A 19,348-nucleotide genomic window follows, 5' to 3' on the forward strand; every position below is an offset into this window, starting at 1 on the left:
ACGCTACTCATTTCCCCGCATTATAATGCCTGAATCAAGCAGCCCGATTATCTTGTTTTATGTTCGCATTGAGCAGGGATGAACGCGCCAAACCCATTCTTTCATGCCTCAAATCTCTCGTTTTACTTCAGTCTTTTGTGTTCAAGAGATGATTACAAGAATACGCCAGTTTGGAATCTTATGAATATAGATATTCGATCCACATTTAACGAATAGGTTTATGACGATCAGAGCAATATGCCCAAAGTGATGATTGAGATTTGGAAATTGATCGGTGAAATACGTCTTTGGTTAGAAAATTAAACGAAGGTTTTATTTGGATTTATAGTCTCCTTTTGGTGGTGCCGAGTGGCGGCGATAAAAGTCGAAAATTGCTGAAAAGCGAATGCTATTCGAAGCTATTCGAACTGAAATGGTTGCTTTCTATTGAAAAACCGCGAAATTACCCGAACGCAATCAGAATAATGCCAGCTCCGGGATAAAAATGCAGCTCACCCCCCGTCACAATGCAATTCTTGAGCTCGCTCGCAAGCAAGGGCAGGTTCTGGTGGATGATCTTGCTGCGGCTTTTGAAGTGACGCCGCAGACGGTACGCAAGGATTTGAACGATCTTTGCCGCGCCCGGATGCTGCGTCGTATCCATGGAGGCGCGCTCTATCCGTCCGGCGTGGAGAACATGGAATATGAAGCGCGCCGCCGCATCGCCGCGCACGAAAAGGAATCGATCGGACGCGCTGCTGCAGAAATCATTCCGGACGGCGCCTCCCTGTTCATCAATATCGGCACCACGACTGAAGCCGTCAGCCAGGCACTGGTTGACCATAACAATCTGATGGTTATCACCAATAACATCAATGTTGCCAATACGTTGCGCGTTCATCCCTCGATAGAGGTGGTTGTTGCAGGCGGTGTCGTTCGTCCGTCCGACGGGGGGATCGTCGGCGAAGCAGCCGTTGATTTCATCCGGCAGTTCAAGGTCGACTATGCGATTATCGGCGCTTCTGCCATGGATGAAGACGGAGCTCTCCTGGATTTCGATTTCCGCGAAGTGAAAGTGGCGCAAGCCATTATCGCCAATGCCCGGAACGTTATTCTCGTCACCGATTCCACAAAACTGGAACGGACCGCGCCGGTGCGTATCGGACACATATCGCAGATCGATACGTTCATTACGGATCACTGCCCGTCGAACCAGTTGCGGGAATTGTGCCGTGAAAACGAGGTCGAACTGATCGAAACCCTTGGAGAGAGCGAGACGGACGAAAAACGAACGTAGGTTCGTTTCATTTTCGGTTTGCTTTCGTATTAAATGAATTATATTCGCTTTGGTTTTCGGAGACTGGTCTTCGGGGTTCGCCATGGCGCAAGAGAAACTATTCGATATTTTTGTAATCGGCGGCGGCATTAACGGCTGCGGTATCGCGCGTGATGCGGTTGGCCGGGGATTTTCAGTTGGCCTTGCCGAAATGAACGATCTGGCAAGCGGCACCTCGTCGCGAGCAACCAAGCTTATTCATGGGGGCTTGCGCTATCTGGAGCACTACGAATTTCGTCTGGTGCGAGAGGCGCTGATGGAGCGCGAGGTGTTGTGGGCCAACGCACCGCACATCATTCACCCGATGCGGTTTGTGCTGCCTTATCATAAGGGCGGAATGCGCCCAGCATGGTTGTTGAGGCTCGGATTGTTTCTCTATGACCATTTGGGCGGGCGTAAAAAGCTTCCTGCAACGCGTACACTCGATATGCGCTCCGACCCGGCAGCGCAGCCCCTGAAGCCGCTTTTTACAAAGGCGTTCGAATATTCCGATTGCTGGGTCGATGACGCACGTTTCGTCGCTTTGACCGCTAGGGATGCAGCAGATCGCGGTGCGATGATCCGAACCCGCACAAAAGTCGTGGCGGCGCGCCGTGACAGGGAATACTGGACCATTACGCTGGAAGATACCGGTACACATGAGCGCGAGGAAGTTAGGGCTCGCCTGCTGGTCAATGCTGCCGGCCCGTGGGCCGACAAGGTCCTGCAAGGTGTCGAAGGAGATCGACAGCTTCACAATGTCCGACTTGTTCAGGGCAGCCATATTGTGGTGCGCAAGAAGTTCTCCGATCCCCGATCCTATTTCTTCCAGAACAATGATGGGCGCATCATCTTTGCCATTCCCTATGAGGACGACTTTACACTGATCGGCACGACCGATCAGGATTATCAGGGTGACCCGGCCAAGGTCGCGATCACCGATGGCGAGACCGACTATCTTTGCGCGGCAGCCAGCGAATATTTCAAGGAGCCGGTCAATCGCTCGGATATTGTCTGGACCTATTCCGGTGTGCGCCCGCTTTATGATGACGGCGCAAGCAAGGCACAGGAAGCGACCCGCGATTATGTGCTGAAAGAAGATGCGCCGGATGGGCTTGTTCCTCTGATTAACGTCTTTGGCGGCAAGCTGACTACGGCGCGGCGGCTTGCCGAACATATGCTGGAGAAGATCGAGCATCGGTTAGGCAGAAAGGGGACGCCGTGGACCCATGCTGCACCCTTGCCCGGCGGTGATTTCGTGGATGTCGAGTTCGAACGTGAGCTGCAAAAGGTGGCTGCCGCATATTCTTTCCTGACACCTGCTCATGCGCGGCGTCTGTTCCGACAATATGGAACGCGTATTCATGTTCTGCTTGGAGAAGCCGTTTCACTTGCCGACCTCGGACAGCATTTTGGTGCCGATCTTTATGAAGCCGAAGTGCGGTATCTGCTCGCTAATGAATGGGCAGTGAGCGCCGAGGATATTTTGTGGCGGCGTACGAAACTTGGTCTTCGGCTTAATGCGGCGGATGTTTCCTCGCTTGAGGAATATCTGAAGCCAGCACGCGTCGCCTAAGCTCTCTCAATCTTTAGCCGCACTTGCCAGTTGTGTTTTGAGCAGTCATTATTCTCCCATACAGCGGGTTCCAGCCTTCCTGGGAGGAAAAGATGGGCACACCGCAAGACCTAACGCATGCTGATCGGATTCAGTCCGCAATCATGACAGCCGGTGGCGCTGCCAGATCGGCTCTGGTCGCCTCATGGCGGCGCTCGGCGGAACTGCATGGGCTTGATCCTGCCGAACTGGGGTCTGTGCGCACCCTTTCCGACGGTGAGTTCAGGACCGCTCATCAACGTATCGAACGCCTTGTCAGCATAGCGCAAGCCAGTATGGACCGCCTTTATCTGGCCGTTGGCGGGGTCGGTTGTTGTGTGCTTCTGGCCGATAGCGAGGGTGTGCCGGTCGAACGTCGTGGCGCACCGGGCGATGACGATACCTTCTATCGCTGGGGGCTTTGGACCGGTGCGGTCTGGAGCGAACAGAGCGAAGGTACGAATGGGATCGGCACCTGCATTGTCGAACAGCGTCCGCTGACAATTCATCGCGACCAGCATTTTCACACGCGTAATATCGGGCTTTCCTGTACGGTCGCCCCGATCCACGATCATCAGGGGCGCCTGATGGCAGCGCTTGATGTTTCGTCATGCCGCGCCGATCTGACAGAGGCTTTTGCGCAGCTCATATCTGTCGCTGTAATCGATGCTGCCCGGCGCATCGAGGCTGAAAATTTCCGTCAGGCTTTTCCCGAGGCTCGTATCATGCTGGCGCCAAGCCCCGACAGAACCGGCGGCGCACTGATCGCGGTCGACAAGGATGACCTGGTCATCGGCGCAACGCGTGCGGCGCGTCTGGCAATGGGGCTTGACGATGCCGCTCTTGCGGTTCCGTTGCCCGCAGCCGATCTTCTCGGCTGGCATGCCGATCCACGTGAAGATATGGCGGAGTCGGAGCGGAGTGTTATTTTGCGCGCTCTTGCGCGTGCAGAAGGGAATATTTCAGCCGCTGCCGGGCTTTTGGGCATCAGTCGCGCCACGCTTCACCGCAAGCTCAATCGCCTGAAGATCATTCGTCCGCACTAATCAGCAATAAGCGGGCGCAACTGTCTCAATATTGCGACACATAACCTTGCGAGCTTGAATGCGCGGGATGACTCTTTCGCACTGCCGCGCGATCCTCACGCATGAAACGCTGTAGGAGCAGCGTGGTTTTGGGAGGAATGTCATGAACAAGGTTGAATTCAGCCGGACCGTGAAGCCGGCTTTCGCAAAACGCTACGGAAATTTCATCGGGGGCAAATGGGTCGAGCCTAAATCGGGCCGCTATTTCGAAAACACTTCGCCAGTTAACGGTCAGGTGCTTTGCGAAGTAGCCCGTTCGGACGCCGCAGATGTTGAAGCGGCTCTCGATGCAGCGCATGCCGCCAAGGATGCCTGGGGCAAGACGAGTGCGGCGGAACGCGCGCTCATCCTCAATCGCATTGCAGACCGGATTGAGGAAAATCTGCCTGCGCTCGCTGCTGCGGAAACCTGGGACAACGGCAAGCCAATCCGCGAAACCACCGCTGCCGATCTTCCCCTGGCCATCGACCATTTCCGCTATTTTGCAGGCGTCATCCGCGCCCAGGAAGGTGGCATTTCCGAAATCGACCACGACACGGTCGCTTATCACTTCCATGAACCGCTCGGCGTTGTCGGCCAGATCATCCCGTGGAACTTTCCACTGCTGATGGCGACATGGAAGCTTGCTCCGGCCCTTGCGGCGGGCAACTGCGTGGTTCTGAAACCGGCTGAACAGACACCGGCATCGATCCTCGTGCTTATGGAACTGATCGGTGATCTTCTTCCGCCCGGTGTGATCAATGTCGTCAACGGGTTTGGCCTTGAGGCGGGCAAACCACTTGCATCCAGCCCGCGCATCGCGAAAATCGCCTTCACCGGCGAAACGACGACGGGTAGACTGATCATGCAATATGCCAGTCAGAACCTCATTCCGGTTACGCTGGAACTCGGAGGCAAGTCGCCGAATATCTTCTTCAAGGATGTTGCTGCGGAAGATGACGACTTCCTCGACAAGGCCATCGAAGGCTTTGTCATGTTCGCTCTCAACCAGGGCGAAGTCTGCACCTGTCCGAGCCGCGCACTCATCCATGAATCGATCTACGACAAGTTCATGGAAAAGGCGCTGAAGCGCGTGGATGCGATTGTGCAGGGCGATCCACTTGATCCTGCCACGATGATCGGCGCGCAGGCCTCCAGCGAACAGCTCGAGAAGATCCTGAGCTATCTCGACATCGGCCGTCAGGAAGGTGCTGAAGTGCTGGCAGGTGGCGAGCGCAATATTCTGCCAGGCGATCTGGCTGGCGGTTACTACGTCAAGCCGACCGTATTCAAGGGCACCAACAAGATGCGTGTTTTCCAGGAGGAAATCTTCGGACCCGTCGTGTCCGTTGCTACCTTCAAGGACGATGCCGAGGCGCTATCGATTGCCAACGATACGCTTTACGGTCTCGGTGCCGGTATCTGGACCCGCGACGGGACACGCGCCTATCGCTTCGGTCGCGCCATTCAGGCCGGTCGTGTGTGGACCAATTGCTACCACGCCTATCCGGCCCATGCTGCATTCGGCGGTTACAAGCAATCGGGTATCGGTCGCGAAAACCATCTGAAAATGCTGGACCACTATCAGAACACCAAGAATATGCTGGTGAGCTATAGCCCGAAGAAACTGGGTTTCTTCTAACCAAAGTTGAACCCGCAACCGCAATACGGAGAAAAATCTTCGTATTGCGCTCAATCAAGGGGCGGAGCCGTTCTTCATGTCAGTATCGCGTCGAGCATAACGGTTTCCAATACCCTCCCAAGGGGGCCTGGGCGGAAACGCCCGGGCGACCTTTTTCTGGAGCGCATCCCGAAAAGTGTGAAACGGTTCTCGGACGAGATGCGCGTCAAAACAAACAGTTAGAGCGCCAATCTGATTCAATCAGATCGAAACGCGCTCTAATGCCTCCGTAAAGCATTCAGTTTTCGACATTCATTTCTTCCCTCCCCCAGGAAGCCTGCTCAGTTCGACAACGAAGGAGAAACTTCATGGCAAAGACAATGAAAGCCGCCGTGGTGCGGGCATTCGGAAAGCCGCTGACGATCGATGAAGTGCCAGTTCCTGAGCCCGGTCCGGGGCAGATACAGGTTGCCATCCATGCGTCAGGCGTTTGCCATACCGATCTGCATGCAGCCGAAGGCGACTGGCCTGTGAAGCCCAATCCGCCATTCATTCCGGGGCATGAAGGCGTCGGTTATGTTTCGGCTGTGGGGCGTGGTGTCAAACATGTGAAGGAAGGCGACCGCGTCGGCGTTCCATGGCTTTACACTGCATGCGGACACTGCCGTCATTGTCTGGGCGGATGGGAAACGCTCTGCGAGGAACAGCTTAATACAGGCTATTCGGTCAATGGTGGTTTTGCCGAATATGTCGTGGCCGACCCGAATTTTGTCGGACATTTGCCGAAGAACATTGATTTCAACGAAATCGCGCCGGTTCTCTGTGCTGGCGTGACGGTTTACAAGGGCCTCAAGGTAACCGACACCAAGCCCGGAGACTGGGTTGTGATCTCCGGTGTTGGTGGTCTTGGTCATATGGCGGTGCAATATGCCAAGGCAATGGGGCTTAACGTTGCCGCTGTCGACATCGATGACAGAAAGCTCGATCTGGCCCGCAAGCTTGGTGCGACGGTAACCGTCAATGCCAAGACGCATAACGATCCTGCGGCCTATATCAAAAAAGAAACCGATGGCGGCGCGCAGGGCGTGCTGGTTACGGCGGTTTCGCCGATTGCCTTCGAACAGGCCCTGGGCATGGTATCGCGGGGCGGCACTGTATCGCTGAATGGTCTGCCGCCCGGCGATTTCCCGCTCTCAATATTCAACATGGTGCTGAACGGCGTTACCGTGCGCGGCTCAATCGTCGGTACGCGGCTCGATTTGCAGGAGTCGCTGGATTTTGCAGCCGACGGCAAGGTCAAGGCCACCATCCGCACAGAGAAGCTCGAAGATATCAATTCCATCTTCGATGATATGCGCCAAGGCAATATCGAAGGTCGCGTGGTCATGGACCTGACTCAATAGGCCGGTTGGGCTAATATAAGAGAGGGCGGTGAATTTCCGCCCTTTCGTATCATGGAGGAGGATATGGTTGAGGTAGCTTCCGGCGACGGCAAGGGTCAGGTTAGCGCCACGGCGGCAGCGCTTGATCTCATCCGTGAACTGCAGGCCGAATATGGGCCGATCATGTTTCACCAGTCCGGCGGTTGCTGCGACGGGTCATCACCGATGTGCTATCCCCAAGGCGAATTCATTGTCGGTGACACGGACGTAAAACTGGGTGAAATCGGTGGCGCGCCGGTCTATATTAGCGGCCCACAATATGAGGCATGGAAACATACCGAACTCATCATCGATGTCGTGCCGGGGCGCGGCGGCATGTTCTCGCTCGACAATGGGCGCGAGGTTCGGTTTCTGACGCGCTCGCGCGTCTGTTCGGTTCCCTGATTTCTCTTTTCGTTTCCCGGCAAAGCGGCTAGTTAGGACGGAGAGGGAGGGAGACGATCCAACATGGCCGCTGCAGGAAAACGAGCAACCATTCATGATGTGGCACGCCTTGCCGGTGTGTCAATCAAGACAGTTTCACGCGTCTATAATGACGAACCGAATGTGCGCGAAGCCATTCGCGAAAAAGTCAGGCAGGCGGGGAGCGAGCTGCGTTACCGTCCCAATGCTGCAGCCCGCAATCTTGTTGAGCGGCGTTCTCACCTGATTGGTCTTTTCTTCGAGAACCCAAGCGCCAGCTATGTCACCGAACTGCAGATGGGCGCGCTGGAACGGCTGCGCGACACGCGATACCGGTTGCTGATTTTCCCTGTCGAAAATCGTGAAGATATCCGCGGCGCGCTGATTGAAACGGCGCATGCTTCCGGTCTCGATGGCATCATCGTGACGCCGCCCATGTCGGACGATCCGGAAATTCTGGCCGAACTGACAGCTTCGGCAATGCCATTTGCCCGTGTCGCAGGCGACGTTAATGTGCACCCGACCGACAGCGTTACAATCGATGACGAGGCGGCTGCCGTCGATCTGATGGAGTATCTTCTGAAACTCGGTCATCGCCGGATTGCGATCGTCATTGGCGATCCAACCCATCGTTCGGCAGAGCTGCGCCTCGCAGGCTATCGCCGCGCATTGGAAAAGGCGGGAATCGAAAGCAATCCTGATTATGAGGTGCAAGGCGGATTCAGTTTTTCGAGCGGTCTCACTGCCGGAAAGAAGCTGCTATCGCTCGAAGAGCCGCCGACTGCCGTGTTTGCCTCAAACGACGATATGGCCGCAGCCGTCATGCAGATCGCCTATGATCGTAACATTGCGATACCTGACCAGCTAACGGTAGTCGGCTTCGATGACAGCGCGATTGCCAGCATGGTTTCGCCGCAGATCACCACCGTGTGCCAGCCGATTTTCGAGATGACCCGCGATGCGGCGGACATGCTTCTCAACCAGATCGAAACCGGTCATGCATCGGCTTCCCGACGGATCGACTACAAGCTCATCATCCGCCAATCGTCAGGCAAGGTTCCCGCCTGACACTGCAGGTCAGCTTTGTGAATGCGGGCCGGGGAAGAACCGCTCGCGGGCAAAATTGCTGCCGAAGATCATGTCATATTGCAGCATCTGATAATCGCGCAGGAGTGGCGGGAATGGCGGCCTTTGTTGCCAGCCTTCTTCGGCTTTCTCCGACCGGTCGAAAATTGCATGATTATCGACGACCCGGTATTGCTCATGCAACTGACGCAGGAAGCCTGTGTAGTAGGGGTGCTGCATACCCGCCATGTCCAGAATGTGCAGCGGCAGGAAGGCAGGGCTGATCGTGCCGGTTCCCCGCTCGGCGCCGCGCTTGTTTGACCAGAGAACAAGCGGCGTTTCGTGCTGCAACATCATATCGGCGGCAGGTGCCGTACGGCTTGCGACGCGGTTTGTCATAAATCCGGTCTCGACATAGACGGGGCCAAGTGGAGGCAGATGGTCGCCGAAGAAGACGAGAATGGTTTCCCGGTCGCGCTTCGATGCCCATTCCATCAACCGTGCAAGGCTCGCATCGGCATCCATCGCGCCTTGCGAATAGGAACGGATCGACTGGCGCGTATGTTCGCTGGCGTCAGTCTGCACCTCAAGTTTGGAATCCGGGTAACGATTGGCTTCGTAAGGGCCATGTCCCTGCAGCGAGACGGCAAAGAAGAAGAATGGCGCATCCATGGAATCTGCTTCGCGGATGATTTCATCGGTCAAGGCAGCGTCGGAAGCCAGTGCGCCGCGCTTTTCCAGCGGCGGCATGTTTTCTTCCGACATGAACCGGTCGAAGCCCATGCTTTCATAAACGGGGCCGCGGTTCCAGAACCATTGGCGATAGGGGTGGATGGCCCGTGTCGCATAACCCTGATCCTTGAAGAAGCTTGCAAGCGAGGGAAGGGGACGGCGGACATATTGCTGATAAGGGATACTGCCAGAGGGCAGGAAGGCTTTGGAAAACCCGGTCAGAGCCTCGAACTCGACATTGGCAGTCATGCCACCGAATTCCGGCGAGAAGACATGACCGGATTGTTCGGCACGAACTGTCGGGATCGGATCGGCGCTGAAAGCCACGCCCGGAAGGCGCGTCGGATCCCAAAAGGATTCGCTCATCACCATAATGACGTCAGGCTTGCTGGTATCGAAGGCAGCAGGGATCAACTGTGCTGGCGGTTCGATGGCGGCAATTGCTTCCGAAGAATAGCCTTCCGGAGCGAAGACGGTAGCCATCGGCACATTCAGGATGAAGGCCATGGTAAAGCCGTTATGGGCGTAGTTTTCCTTCTGATCCCACATGATCGGCAGAATACGCAGACGGTCGCGCGCGAGCGAAAAACTGGCATAGTCAGAAATCACCGCGAACCAGGCGAGTAATGGTAGCGCAAAGGCAAGACGCAGCATCCGCCCCTTCCACGGGATTGGATCGAAGCGCCGCCACCAGAACAATGTCACGGTTATCATCACTGCTGCCGAAGCAATGAGAAGCAGGGCTATGCCGACCGCGCTCCACGGGCGGTCACGCACCAGAAGCGGCAGGAGATCGACGATCTGACGGGCGTAGAGAAAGTCGCTCGGATAAAGCGGGTCGCCGAGATAAAGGCTCTTTTCGCGTGCGGTTGTGGCCGCAATCAGCGCCAGCGGGCCAATCACGAAGAAGCCATAGTGAATCCGTCCGAAAATGGCGTCGCTCGCCGTCAGCACGACGACAAAGAGCGCAACCGTCGTCCATGCAGGCTTATGCGGCGTGCGGAAGAACTGCATCGTGTCGGTGAATGAGCCGCGCACGATCCATTCGACAGCGAAAACCAGCAGCGTCGAAAGCACGATGGAAGCAAGCGTAATTGCTGCGAGGCGCAGCGGCCAGGCAATACGGGCAGGCCCGAAAATCGCGGCATCGCTCCAGCGACGCGCTGCGGTATTTTCCATCACACCCGGCATGTTTTACTCACCAACTCCCGAACTTCCACAAAAAGCCTGTCACATTTCTGTCATGGAAATGTCAAGGCACGCTTGGGCCGCGAGTGATACGCACCGTGATCTGAATGGATGATGAATGGAGCATTTAAAATGAGAACAGGGCCGGAATTGATCCAGCCCTGTTCATGGCTATATAGGAGATTGGATTACGAAAAGACGTCTTCCAGTCCCTTGGTCAGTTCCAGCGCCTGCCGTTCGAACAGACGGCGGTAGATGCCGCCCGGCTTGCGGATCAGCGCGTCGTGGTCGCCTTCTTCAAGGATCTTGCCCTTGTCGAAGACCAGCAGCCGGTCAAGTGCACGGACCGTCGAAAGTCGGTGCGCAATGACAAGCGTTGTACGACCCACCATCAGCCGTTCCATTGCCTGCTGGATCAGCACTTCCGATTCTGAATCGAGGCTCGATGTGGCTTCATCCAGAATAAGGATCGGTGCATCTGCCAGAAATGCACGGGCAATAGCGACACGCTGACGCTCGCCGCCCGAAAGCTTCACGCCACGTTCACCGACAAGCGTTGCATAGCCTTTCGGCAGGCGGCTGATGAAGTCATGCGCGCTTGCAAGGCGTGCAGCTTCCTCGATCTCCGCCTGTGTCGCGCCGGGGCGGGCATAGGCGATGTTCTCGGCCAGCGTCCGGTGAAACAGGATTGGCTCCTGCTGCACGATGGCAATCTGCGATCTGAGCGATGCCTGTGTGACTTCGGCGATGTTCTGTCCGTCAATACGGATCGCGCCGCCGCTGACGTCGTAAAGCCGCTGGATCAGCTTGACGAATGTCGTCTTGCCCGAGCCAGAATGGCCAACCAGACCAACCCGTTCGCCAGCTTCGATCTTGACCGAAAAGTCGCGATAGAGAGCGGCTTCGTGGTTGCCATAGTGGAAAGTGACGTGATCGAACGTGATCTCGCCGTTTCCGATCTTGATCGCCGGTGCGCCTGGCTTGTCGGCAATGCCGTAAGGCTGTGCCTCGATGTCGACCAACTCTTCCATGTCGTTGACCGAACGCTGCAGGTTGCGGATATGCATACCCACGTCGCGCAAATAGCCTTGCAGCATGAAGAAAGCTGTCAGGACGAAGGTGATATCACCCGCCGTGGCCTTGCCCTGGCTCCAAAGATAGAGCGCAAAGGCGATAACCACGCCACGCATCACCAGCAGGTTCGCACCCTGAATGAAGCCATTCAGCGTACCGATCAGCCATGTGCGGCGTGTGCGACCGCGCCACTTGGAAACGACCTTTGCAAGACGCACATCTTCACGGCTTTCCGCGCCAAATGCCTTGACAACCGCATTGCACGAAATGGCATCGGCCAAAGCGCCACCCATACGCGTGTCCCAGCTATTGGCAAGCGTTGCCGCAGGCGCAACAAAGCCAAGCGAGATCACGATCGTGCAGACGATGAAAAGCACCGACCCGATTGCAACCAGCAGCCCCATCAGCGGCCAGTACCACGATAGAAGCACCACGGAGCCAACCAGCATCAGGATTGACGGCAACAGCGCCACGATCAGCGTATCGTTGAGCAGGTCGAGGGCCCACATGGCGCGCGAGACCTTGCGCACCGTCGATCCGGCAAAGGCATTGGCATGCCAGTCGGTCGAAAAGCGCTGCAGCTTGCGGAACGAGCTTGCTGCCATGTCGCTCATGATCTTCAAGGTGAAGTCCGTGATGACATAGAAGGTCAACTGACGCGTGATCAGCGCCAGCGCACCCAGCGCAAGCAGGACGATCAGGGCATGAATGGCGGCATCCCACCCACTGTCGCCGCCAAGCGACAATGCGTCCACCAGCCGACCGGAATAGAGCGGCGTCAGAACATCTGCGGCTGTTGCAAGCAGCATACCGATTATCATCAGCGTCAGTCGCAAGGGCTGACTTCGCCAATGGCCGAAAGTGTAGCCGAGGACATTGCGGAAGGCAGGTCCCCGGAAATCGATGCGAAACCGAGTCATATCTATAATACCAGGCCGGGTTTAAACGGACTCTGGTTCCTGTAAAAATATTTCCAGCAAAAGTGCGAAGCGGTTTTGCGTCGGACAATGCGTGAAAACAAAGACAAAACAAACAGCCGGTGACGGCTGCGGCAAATTTGGAAGTTGTTAGGAATATGCCCTTTTAGGGAGGGCGTTCAGGCCTCAGCCTGCAATGCGGGCCAAAGACTTAAAGCTTGGACGCGCCCGCATTAACACTGGGCACCATGGGGAATGGGTAATAGACACGCATCTCATACCTCTTGCCAGTGTTGCAGATGGTTGCACAATAAATGAGCAAAAATTTTTGCCAAGGCGCAAAATGACGAATTTTCTATCCAGCCATTTGACTGTGACAAATTTGCAAGCCTTGTTTTAAGGGGCGCTGATCCAGCTTTCAGCCCTTTGCCGAACGGATATTTTCACTTTTTCCGTTACAGGACAGCTCCGGCCTTGCAATTCTGCCGCTCATGGGTGAAGGGTCGTCCTGAGATATATCAGAGCCGTGCGGCGCACAGGGAGAGTTCATGACAGTTCATCAAAATCTGATTGCGGGCGAATGGGTCGGCGGCGACGGGATCGCCAACATCAATCCTTCGGACACCAATGATGTCGTTGGAACCTATGCGCGGGCAACTGCCGAAGACACCAAGGCAGCCATTGCCGCTGCAAAGGCCGCTTTCCCGGCCTGGTCGCGTTCCGGCATTCTGGAGCGCCATGCCATCCTGCGCAAAACTGCCGATGAAATCCTGGCACGCAAGGACGAGCTTGGCCGTCTCCTGTCTCGCGAGGAAGGCAAGACGCTGGCCGAAGGCATCGGCGAAACCATCCGCGCCAGCCAGATTTTCGATTTCTTCGCAGGCGAAGCCCTGCGTCTGGCGGGCGAGGTTCTGCCTTCTGCCCGTCCGGGTATCGGTGTGGAAATCACCCGTGAGCCGGTTGGCGTCGTCGGCATCATCACGCCATGGAATTTCCCGATTGCCATCCCGGCCTGGAAGATCGCTCCGGCACTTTGCTACGGCAACACGATCGTGTTCAAACCGGCCGACCTCGTGCCGGGCTGCTCCTGGGCGATTGTCGATATCCTACATCGTGCGGGATTGCCCAAGGGCGTTCTCAACCTCGTCATGGGCAAGGGCTCGGTCGTCGGCCAGACCATTCTGGACAGTGCGGACGTTCAGGCCGTCACCTTCACCGGCTCGACCGGTACGGGCAAGCGCGTTGCGGCGGCATCCATCGAGCACAACCGCCGCTTCCAGCTCGAAATGGGCGGCAAGAACCCGGTCGTCGTCCTTGATGACGCCGATCTCGATGTCGCGGTCGAGTCCGTCGTCAATTCGTCCTTCTTCTCGACTGGCCAGCGTTGCACTGCGTCTTCACGTATCATCGTGACCGAAGGCATTCACGACAAGTTTGTCGCTGCTGCGATTGAAAAGCTGAAAAGCGTCGTGGTTGACAATGCCCTGAAGCAGGGCACGCATATCGGTCCGGTCGTGGATGAAAGCCAGCTTCAGCAGGACATGGATTATATCGAGATCGGCCGCAAGGAAGGCGCAAAGCTTGCTTTTGGCGGCGAACGTTTGAACCGCGAAACACCGGGCTTCTATCTCCAGCCAGCACTCTTTACCGAAGCCACCAACCAGATGCGCATCAGCCGCGAGGAAATCTTTGGCCCGGTCGCTTCGGTCATCCGCGTCAAGAATTATGAAGAAGCGCTTGCTACCGCCAACGATACGAGCTTCGGCCTGTCGTCGGGCATCTGCACGACGAGCCTGAAATATGCCACGCATTTCAAGCGCAATTCGGAAGCGGGCATGGTGATGGTCAATCTGCCGACCGCGGGTGTCGATTTCCATGTACCGTTCGGCGGGCGCAAGGGTTCGAGCTACGGTCCGCGCGAGCAGGGCCGCTATGCCGCCGAGTTCTACACCACCGTCAAGACAGCCTATACGCTGGCCTGATTGTTGTGTGAGTGAATGCAAAAAAACCGGCGGTTTCCCCGCCGGTTTTTTTATGCGGCTTTTCGCGGCCAGGCGGCAAGCTTGCGGGCGAAATGCGACACCGTGCCATGCAGCAGCATGGTGAAGGCCGCCAGCACGAACAGGCAGGCGAACATCAGATCCACTTTGGCGCGTCCATTGGCGAGCAGCATCAGATAAGCTGTTTGGTTGCGGAACATCATTGGGATGAGGTAGGATGGGCTATTGCTGAAAATGCCTGGCGTTTCGAAACCATGATTAATGAGGCCCTGTGATGATGCAAATCCATCCTCAAGCGCGAACGACCCCTGCAGTACGAGCAGAGATCGCCCGATCAACGGAGCCGACAAGTGTCATCGCCAGACGCTATGGCATCAGCGATGAAACAGTGCGCAAATGGCGCAAACGGGGAGAGCATGCTGTCCAGGATCGCTCGAGCCGTCCAAAGCGTTTGCCATGGCGCGTCACGGAGGAAGAGCGTGCCATCATCTGCGCGGTGCGACGCGCAACGGGCTTTCCACTGGATGATCTGACTTTCGTCCTTCGCCACTTTCTGCCGCATCTCAACCGCGACAACATCTATCGTGTCCTGAAGGCTGAAGGTCTGAACAGGCGTCCCGCAAAACCATCAACCCTTCCGACCAAAGGACAGGGCCGCTTTCGCGAATATGATCTGGGCTACGTCCATATTGACGTCAAACATTTACCGAAGCTGCGGACCGCAGATGGAGAGATACGCAAGCGTTATCTTTATGTTGCAATCGATCGCTGTTCGCGCTTCGTACATCTGGCCGTTTACGATGCTGAAAATGCAGCCAATGCAGTTGCCTTCTTGAGCCAGACACGAAAGGCGTTTCCCTTCCGCATCACGCATGTGCTCACTGATCGCGGATCATGCTTCACCGCCGATGCCTTCGAAGAAGCCTGCGCAAAACTCAAAGTCATCCGCCGTACGACAAAGCCATATACGCCCCAGACTAACGGCATGGTGGAACGCTTTAACGGTCGTGTCGCGAGCGAAGTTCTCGGTATCAATGTCGCCGGCCATGCAGATCTCGAAACACTGCTCATCGGCTTCAACCATGCCTACAATCGACGAAGACAGCGGGTTCTTTCGGGAATGTCGCCCGTCGACAAAGTAAAGCAACATATTGAGAAGAACGCTCGCCTCGCCAACCCTGTTTACAAACCCGCAATTGACGACGAACTCATGGCCAAAGTAGATGATGTGCTTTATTATGCCAATGAGGTCTCACAACCAGACAGATAGCCGAGGCCCTTCGATGCACCGACCCATTCGCCTACCACCGCGCCGATGGGCGCATAGACGGCGGCGAGGCTCAAGCCCGACGCCAGCGAAGGAAAGGCGGATGGGATGCGGATGCGAAAGAGGATCGCCATGCGTCCGGCCCCCAGAATTTCCGCCGCGTCGATCAGGCTCGTTTCGGTGCGACGCATACCGTCGAAGAAGGTCGAAACGACGGGAAAGAAGATCATCAGCACTGTGACCGCGATCTTCGACGCCGGTCCATAGCCAAGCCACAAAGTCAAAATGGGGGCGAGCGCGAAGATGGGGATCGCCTGACTGAAAACCATGGCGGGCATGACAAGCCGCTGCGCCAGCGGCGACATCATCAGTCCGATGGCTGTGGCGATGCCGACCGAGCTGCCAAGGAGGAGGCCGCCCAACACCTCACCGATAGTGGCGGCGGCGTTCTCGGCAATCAGCCCGGCGTTGCCGATCAGTGACTGCACCACATCCAGCGGGCCGGGCAGGATGAAGCGCGGCATCTGGCCGATGCTCACCACCGCCTGCCAGATGGCAAGCGCTATGGCAGCCGACAGCAAGCCGTCGGCAGCGCGCTTTTTCCGGCTTCGGTTCGGGAGTGCTTCGTTCACTATCCGGCCTTCAAACCCATAGACCAGAAATTGGCTTCGAGCCTGCTTGCGGTGGCAAAAATCTGGCAGAGCTTTGGCCAGCGCGGGCTTTTCTCGAAGTTGTCGCCGATACGGTCCTTTGCGGCCTGATCGAACAGTTTGCCGACCGTGTGGCACATGTCCTGATATTCAGGCCCCGCATAGGTGTCGATCCACTCCTGATAAGGCGTACCGGGCAGGGCGGTCACGGCAAGGTTCAGGCCGATTTCGCCATAACCATGCGCGCAGGGCACGAGCGCTGTCAGCAGGTCGAGAAAGTCGCCCGCCTGTCCGCAATCGAGCACATAGCGCGTATAAGCGAGGTTTTCCGGCTCTTCCTTCGTTGCATAAAGCTCGTCTTCGCTGATCCCTTCACGGGCGCAGATGCCGACATGAAGTGGCAGTTCCGTCACAGCCAGACCATGCATGATCTGGGCGCAAAGCCTAGTTTCCTGTAATGTATTGGCCTTGACGACGCCAAGCGCAAAGGCGCGGGCATAGTGGTGCAGATAGACATAATCCTGACGGAGATAATGCAGGAAGGCCGCCTTGGGTAACGTGCCGTCACCCAATCCGCGCACGAATGCATGATCGATATAGGGCTTCCAGTCATCAAGGGTCGCGGCGCGCAGGCGCGTGAACAGTTCGGATGAATAATGCGGCTGTGGCTGGCTCATGACTTGCTCCCTTCCGCGTTGACGTCGATGGCGAATTTCTCGACAGGCAGGATGGAGGGCACCAGATTGTGCTCCTTGAGATAGGCTTCGTAACGCCGCCAGCGGCCATAATCGAGGCTCGCAGGTGCGCGCGAGAAGCGGGCAACCGTGTCCTTCCAGGCGCGCTGGTTCAGCTCGTCCTTCAGTTCCGTGCTGTAGGATGAAAACAGCTCGTAGCCCTTGTCCGGGTGATTGACGATATATTGCGCAGCCTTCTCTGTGGCCGACAGGAAGCGCGAAATCTTGTCCTTTTCCGCCGCGTCCAGTTTGTCGGAAGCTGCGACATAGACCAGCTCGTCATAGACCGGCACGCCTTCTTCCTCGACGAAGAAGCATTTGCCGGGCACGCCTTCGACGGCCATCTGGTTCAATTCGACATTGCGATAAGCGCCCATCACGGCATCGACCTGTTTCGACATCAGCGATGGCGCCAGCGAGAAATTGACGTTGATGAGCTCGACATCCGAGAGTTTGACGCCGTGCTGGCCGAGAATGGTGCCGAGCAATGTTTCCTCGGTTCCGGCGACCGAATAGCCGATCTTCTTGCCCTTGAGATCGGCGATGGAATTCACCGATCCATCGTCGCGGGTCATCAGGCAGTTGAGCGGCGAGTCGATCAGCGTGCCGACGCGGATAAGCGGCAGGCCTTCATGCACCTGAAGATGCACCTGCTGCTGATAGGAAATGGCGAGGTCGGCCTGTCCTGCCGCCACCATCTTGGTGGGCGTTGATGCATCGGCGGGCGCGACGATATCCACCTCCAGCCCGGCATCCTTGAAATAGCCGAGCTTGTCGGCGACGATGATGGGACCGTGATCGGGGTTCACATACCAGTCGAGAATGAGCTTGAGCTTGTCGTCGGCGTGAGCCGAAGTGGCAGTGGTGAAAGCGAGGCCGAACAGGGCGGCGAAGGCAATCTTTTTCATGGGGTCTGCTCCAGAGCTTTTCCGGCGAACGCGCGCGTGGTTTCAATCCATTGGCGCAAGCGGCTTTCGGGGTCGGCATTGAGGGTGATGTCGGTGACGACGGAAACGATATCGGCACCCGCTTCGAAAACGCCCGGTGCGCGCTCGACGCTCATGCCGCCGATCCCAACCAGCGGAATATCGCCGATCCGTGCTTTCCATTGTCCAAGACGGGGCAGGCCCTGCTCGTGCCATTTCATCTTTTTTAAAATGGTCGGATAGATGGGGCCGAGCGCAATATAGTCGGGCTTGACCGACAAAGCGCGGTCGAGTTCGGCTTCGTCATGGCTGGAAACGCCGAGCTTCAGGCCGCCCGCGCGAATGGCGTCGAGATCGGCATCGTCGAGATCTTCCTGTCCGAGATGGATGAAGTCGCAGCCTTCCTCCAGCGCCAGCTTCCAGTAGTCGTTGACGATGAGCTGGCAGTCATGTGCAAGGCAGATTTCCCGTGCGGCGCGGATTTCACTGCGCAGTTCGGGCTCGCTCTTATCCTTGACGCGTAATTGCACCAGCTTGACGCCGAGAGGCACCATGCGTTCAAGCCATTTGGCGCTGTCGAAAATCGGGTAAAACGGATCGAGGGCCATCACAAAAATGCCTTTCCGAGAAGGGGAGTAGAGGGGGCGGCCATGTCGCGCGCTTCGATGGCGTCCGCTTCGAAAGCGAGCCGCCCGGCTTCGATGGCGAGCGCGAAACCGCGCGCCATGGCCACCGGATCGCCAGCCTTGGCAACGGCGGTGTTGATGAGCACGGCGTCATAGCCCAGTTCCATCGCCGCCGCCGCGTGGGACGGCACGCCGATGCCGGCATCGACAACAAGCGGAATATCGGGGAAATGCGCCCGCATGGTTTTCAGCGCATAAGGATTGTTGAGGCCACGGCCCGAGCCGATGGGCGCACCCCAGGGCATCAGCACCTTGCAACCGGCCTCGATCAGCTTTTCCGCGACGACAAGATCGTCATTCATATAGGGAAAGACCTCAAAGCCATCGTCGCAGAGCGTGCGTGCTGCTTCGACCAGACCGAACGGGTCAGGCTGCAACGTGTCGTGATCGCCGATCACCTCCAGCTTGATCCAGTTGGTGCCGAAGATTTCGCGTGCCATCCGGGCGGTGGTCACTGCTTCGCGCGACGTGTGGCAGCCTGCCGTGTTGGGCAGAACGGCCACGCCCAGCTCCCGGATCAGCGCCCAGAAGTCCTGTCCGGCGCGGGCCTCGCCGCTTTCGCGACGCAGCGACACGGTAACGATTCCGGCCTGCGAGGCGCGCACCGCATCGGCAAGAATAGCGGGCGATGGATATTGCGCCGTGCCGAGCAGCAGGCGGCTTTCAAACGTTTTTCCGTAGAATTCGAGCAT

15 protein-coding genes and 2 pseudogenes are annotated in these 19,348 nt (G+C 57.0%); 9 read left to right on the plus strand and 8 right to left on the minus strand.

All coding sequences use genetic code 11. The features are described 5' to 3' along the window. The first annotated feature begins 484 nt into the window (after positions 1-484). The 7 genes from HWX93_RS13325 (at position 485) to HWX93_RS13355 (ending at position 8,485) form a co-directional block, all read left to right on the plus strand. Positions 485-1,276 carry a DeoR/GlpR family DNA-binding transcription regulator gene (locus HWX93_RS13325; protein ID WP_109985918.1) on the plus strand — a complete coding sequence of 264 codons (792 nt, stop codon included), beginning with the start codon at positions 485-487 and terminating at the stop codon, positions 1,274-1,276. 82 nt (positions 1,277-1,358) lie between these two features. Further along, complete coding sequence (gene glpD / locus HWX93_RS13330) at positions 1,359-2,870, plus strand: glycerol-3-phosphate dehydrogenase (protein ID WP_176037609.1); 1,512 nt, start codon at positions 1,359-1,361, stop codon at positions 2,868-2,870. A gap of 92 nt (positions 2,871-2,962) precedes the next feature. After that, positions 2,963-3,934, plus strand: coding sequence for a GAF domain-containing protein (locus HWX93_RS13335; protein WP_109985920.1), 972 nt, complete (start codon positions 2,963-2,965; stop codon positions 3,932-3,934). Positions 3,935-4,076: 142 nt separating this feature from the next. Then, complete coding sequence (gene adh, locus HWX93_RS13340) at positions 4,077-5,594, plus strand: aldehyde dehydrogenase (RefSeq protein ID WP_061344875.1); 1,518 nt, start codon at positions 4,077-4,079, stop codon at positions 5,592-5,594. Between the two features lie 347 nt (positions 5,595-5,941). After that, positions 5,942-6,976, plus strand: a complete 1,035-nt coding sequence (adhP, locus tag HWX93_RS13345) for an alcohol dehydrogenase AdhP (RefSeq protein WP_109985921.1) — start codon at positions 5,942-5,944, stop codon at positions 6,974-6,976. Between the two features lie 63 nt (positions 6,977-7,039). Further along, on the plus strand, positions 7,040-7,399 hold the full coding sequence (locus tag HWX93_RS13350) for a DUF779 domain-containing protein (RefSeq protein WP_109985922.1): 360 nt from the start codon (positions 7,040-7,042) through the stop codon (positions 7,397-7,399). Between the two features lie 63 nt (positions 7,400-7,462). Then, positions 7,463-8,485 (plus strand): LacI family DNA-binding transcriptional regulator, encoded by a 1,023-nt coding sequence (locus tag HWX93_RS13355; protein ID WP_109985923.1) that lies wholly within the window; start codon positions 7,463-7,465, stop codon positions 8,483-8,485. A gap of 9 nt (positions 8,486-8,494) precedes the next feature. On the opposite strand, the gene HWX93_RS13360 is transcribed toward HWX93_RS13355, so the two are convergent. Both HWX93_RS13360 and HWX93_RS13365 read right to left on the minus strand, forming a co-directional pair. Further along, complete coding sequence (locus tag HWX93_RS13360) at positions 8,495-10,405, minus strand: LTA synthase family protein (protein WP_109985924.1); 1,911 nt, start codon at positions 10,403-10,405, stop codon at positions 8,495-8,497. Positions 10,406-10,590: 185 nt separating this feature from the next. Beyond that, positions 10,591-12,396 carry an ABC transporter ATP-binding protein gene (locus HWX93_RS13365; RefSeq protein ID WP_109985925.1) on the minus strand — a complete coding sequence of 602 codons (1,806 nt, stop codon included), beginning with the start codon at positions 12,394-12,396 and terminating at the stop codon, positions 10,591-10,593. Positions 12,397-12,941: 545 nt separating this feature from the next. Between HWX93_RS13365 and HWX93_RS13370 the strand changes: the two genes are divergently transcribed. Then, the gene (locus HWX93_RS13370) at positions 12,942-14,375 is read left to right on the plus strand and encodes an aldehyde dehydrogenase family protein (RefSeq protein ID WP_061344881.1); all 1,434 of its coding nucleotides are present in this window, start codon (positions 12,942-12,944) and stop codon (positions 14,373-14,375) included. A 50-nt stretch (positions 14,376-14,425) separates the two neighbouring features. Here HWX93_RS13370 and HWX93_RS13375 read toward each other — a convergent pair. Next, positions 14,426-14,572, minus strand: a pseudogene (locus HWX93_RS13375) (ABC transporter permease); the annotation flags it as partial. 95 nt (positions 14,573-14,667) lie between these two features. On the opposite strand from HWX93_RS13375, the gene HWX93_RS13380 reads away from it, so the two are divergent. Then, on the plus strand, positions 14,668-15,663 hold the full coding sequence (locus tag HWX93_RS13380; RefSeq protein ID WP_176037610.1) for an IS481 family transposase: 996 nt from the start codon (positions 14,668-14,670) through the stop codon (positions 15,661-15,663). On the opposite strand, the pseudogene HWX93_RS13385 reads toward HWX93_RS13380, so the two are convergent. The 5 genes and pseudogenes from HWX93_RS13385 to HWX93_RS13405 all read right to left on the minus strand — a co-directional run. Next, positions 15,657-16,292, minus strand: a pseudogene (locus HWX93_RS13385) (ABC transporter permease); the annotation flags it as partial. The gene HWX93_RS13380 and the pseudogene HWX93_RS13385 overlap by 7 nt on opposite strands. Next, complete coding sequence (tenA, locus tag HWX93_RS13390; RefSeq protein WP_109985927.1) at positions 16,292-16,987, minus strand: thiaminase II; 696 nt, start codon at positions 16,985-16,987, stop codon at positions 16,292-16,294. The pseudogene HWX93_RS13385 and the gene tenA, both read right to left, overlap by 1 nt. Then, entirely contained in the window at positions 16,984-17,952 is a 969-nt protein-coding gene (locus HWX93_RS13395) for an ABC transporter substrate-binding protein (protein ID WP_109985928.1), read from the minus strand. Before HWX93_RS13395 ends, tenA begins: the two co-directional genes overlap by 4 nt. Further along, the gene (locus tag HWX93_RS13400; RefSeq protein ID WP_176037611.1) at positions 17,949-18,581 is read right to left on the minus strand and encodes a thiamine phosphate synthase; all 633 of its coding nucleotides are present in this window, start codon (positions 18,579-18,581) and stop codon (positions 17,949-17,951) included. The genes HWX93_RS13395 and HWX93_RS13400 overlap by 4 nt, the downstream gene beginning before the upstream one ends. Beyond that, positions 18,578-19,348 (minus strand): thiazole synthase, encoded by a 771-nt coding sequence (locus HWX93_RS13405; RefSeq protein ID WP_109985930.1) that lies wholly within the window; start codon positions 19,346-19,348, stop codon positions 18,578-18,580. The genes HWX93_RS13400 and HWX93_RS13405 overlap by 4 nt, the downstream gene beginning before the upstream one ends.

Source organism: Brucella tritici (assembly GCF_902825325.1).
Taxonomy (GTDB): domain Bacteria; phylum Pseudomonadota; class Alphaproteobacteria; order Rhizobiales; family Rhizobiaceae; genus Brucella.

Coding starts and splice junctions, on each gene's coding strand:
- HWX93_RS13380 (WP_176037610.1), top strand. CDS start 14,668: ATGATGCAAATCCATCCTCAAGCGCGAACGACCCCTGCAGTACGAGCA.
- HWX93_RS13365 (WP_109985925.1), bottom strand. CDS start 12,396: ATGACTCGGTTTCGCATCGATTTCCGGGGACCTGCCTTCCGCAATGTC.
- HWX93_RS13405 (WP_109985930.1), bottom strand. CDS start 19,348: ATGCTCGAATTCTACGGAAAAACGTTTGAAAGCCGCCTGCTGCTCGGC.
- HWX93_RS13325 (WP_109985918.1), top strand. CDS start 485: ATGCAGCTCACCCCCCGTCACAATGCAATTCTTGAGCTCGCTCGCAAG.
- HWX93_RS13395 (WP_109985928.1), bottom strand. CDS start 17,952: ATGAAAAAGATTGCCTTCGCCGCCCTGTTCGGCCTCGCTTTCACCACT.
- HWX93_RS13355 (WP_109985923.1), top strand. CDS start 7,463: ATGGCCGCTGCAGGAAAACGAGCAACCATTCATGATGTGGCACGCCTT.
- HWX93_RS13350 (WP_109985922.1), top strand. CDS start 7,040: ATGGTTGAGGTAGCTTCCGGCGACGGCAAGGGTCAGGTTAGCGCCACG.
- tenA (WP_109985927.1), bottom strand. CDS start 16,987: ATGAGCCAGCCACAGCCGCATTATTCATCCGAACTGTTCACGCGCCTG.
- glpD (WP_176037609.1), top strand. CDS start 1,359: ATGGCGCAAGAGAAACTATTCGATATTTTTGTAATCGGCGGCGGCATT.
- HWX93_RS13335 (WP_109985920.1), top strand. CDS start 2,963: ATGGGCACACCGCAAGACCTAACGCATGCTGATCGGATTCAGTCCGCA.
- adh (WP_061344875.1), top strand. CDS start 4,077: ATGAACAAGGTTGAATTCAGCCGGACCGTGAAGCCGGCTTTCGCAAAA.
- HWX93_RS13370 (WP_061344881.1), top strand. CDS start 12,942: ATGACAGTTCATCAAAATCTGATTGCGGGCGAATGGGTCGGCGGCGAC.
- HWX93_RS13360 (WP_109985924.1), bottom strand. CDS start 10,405: ATGCCGGGTGTGATGGAAAATACCGCAGCGCGTCGCTGGAGCGATGCC.
- adhP (WP_109985921.1), top strand. CDS start 5,942: ATGGCAAAGACAATGAAAGCCGCCGTGGTGCGGGCATTCGGAAAGCCG.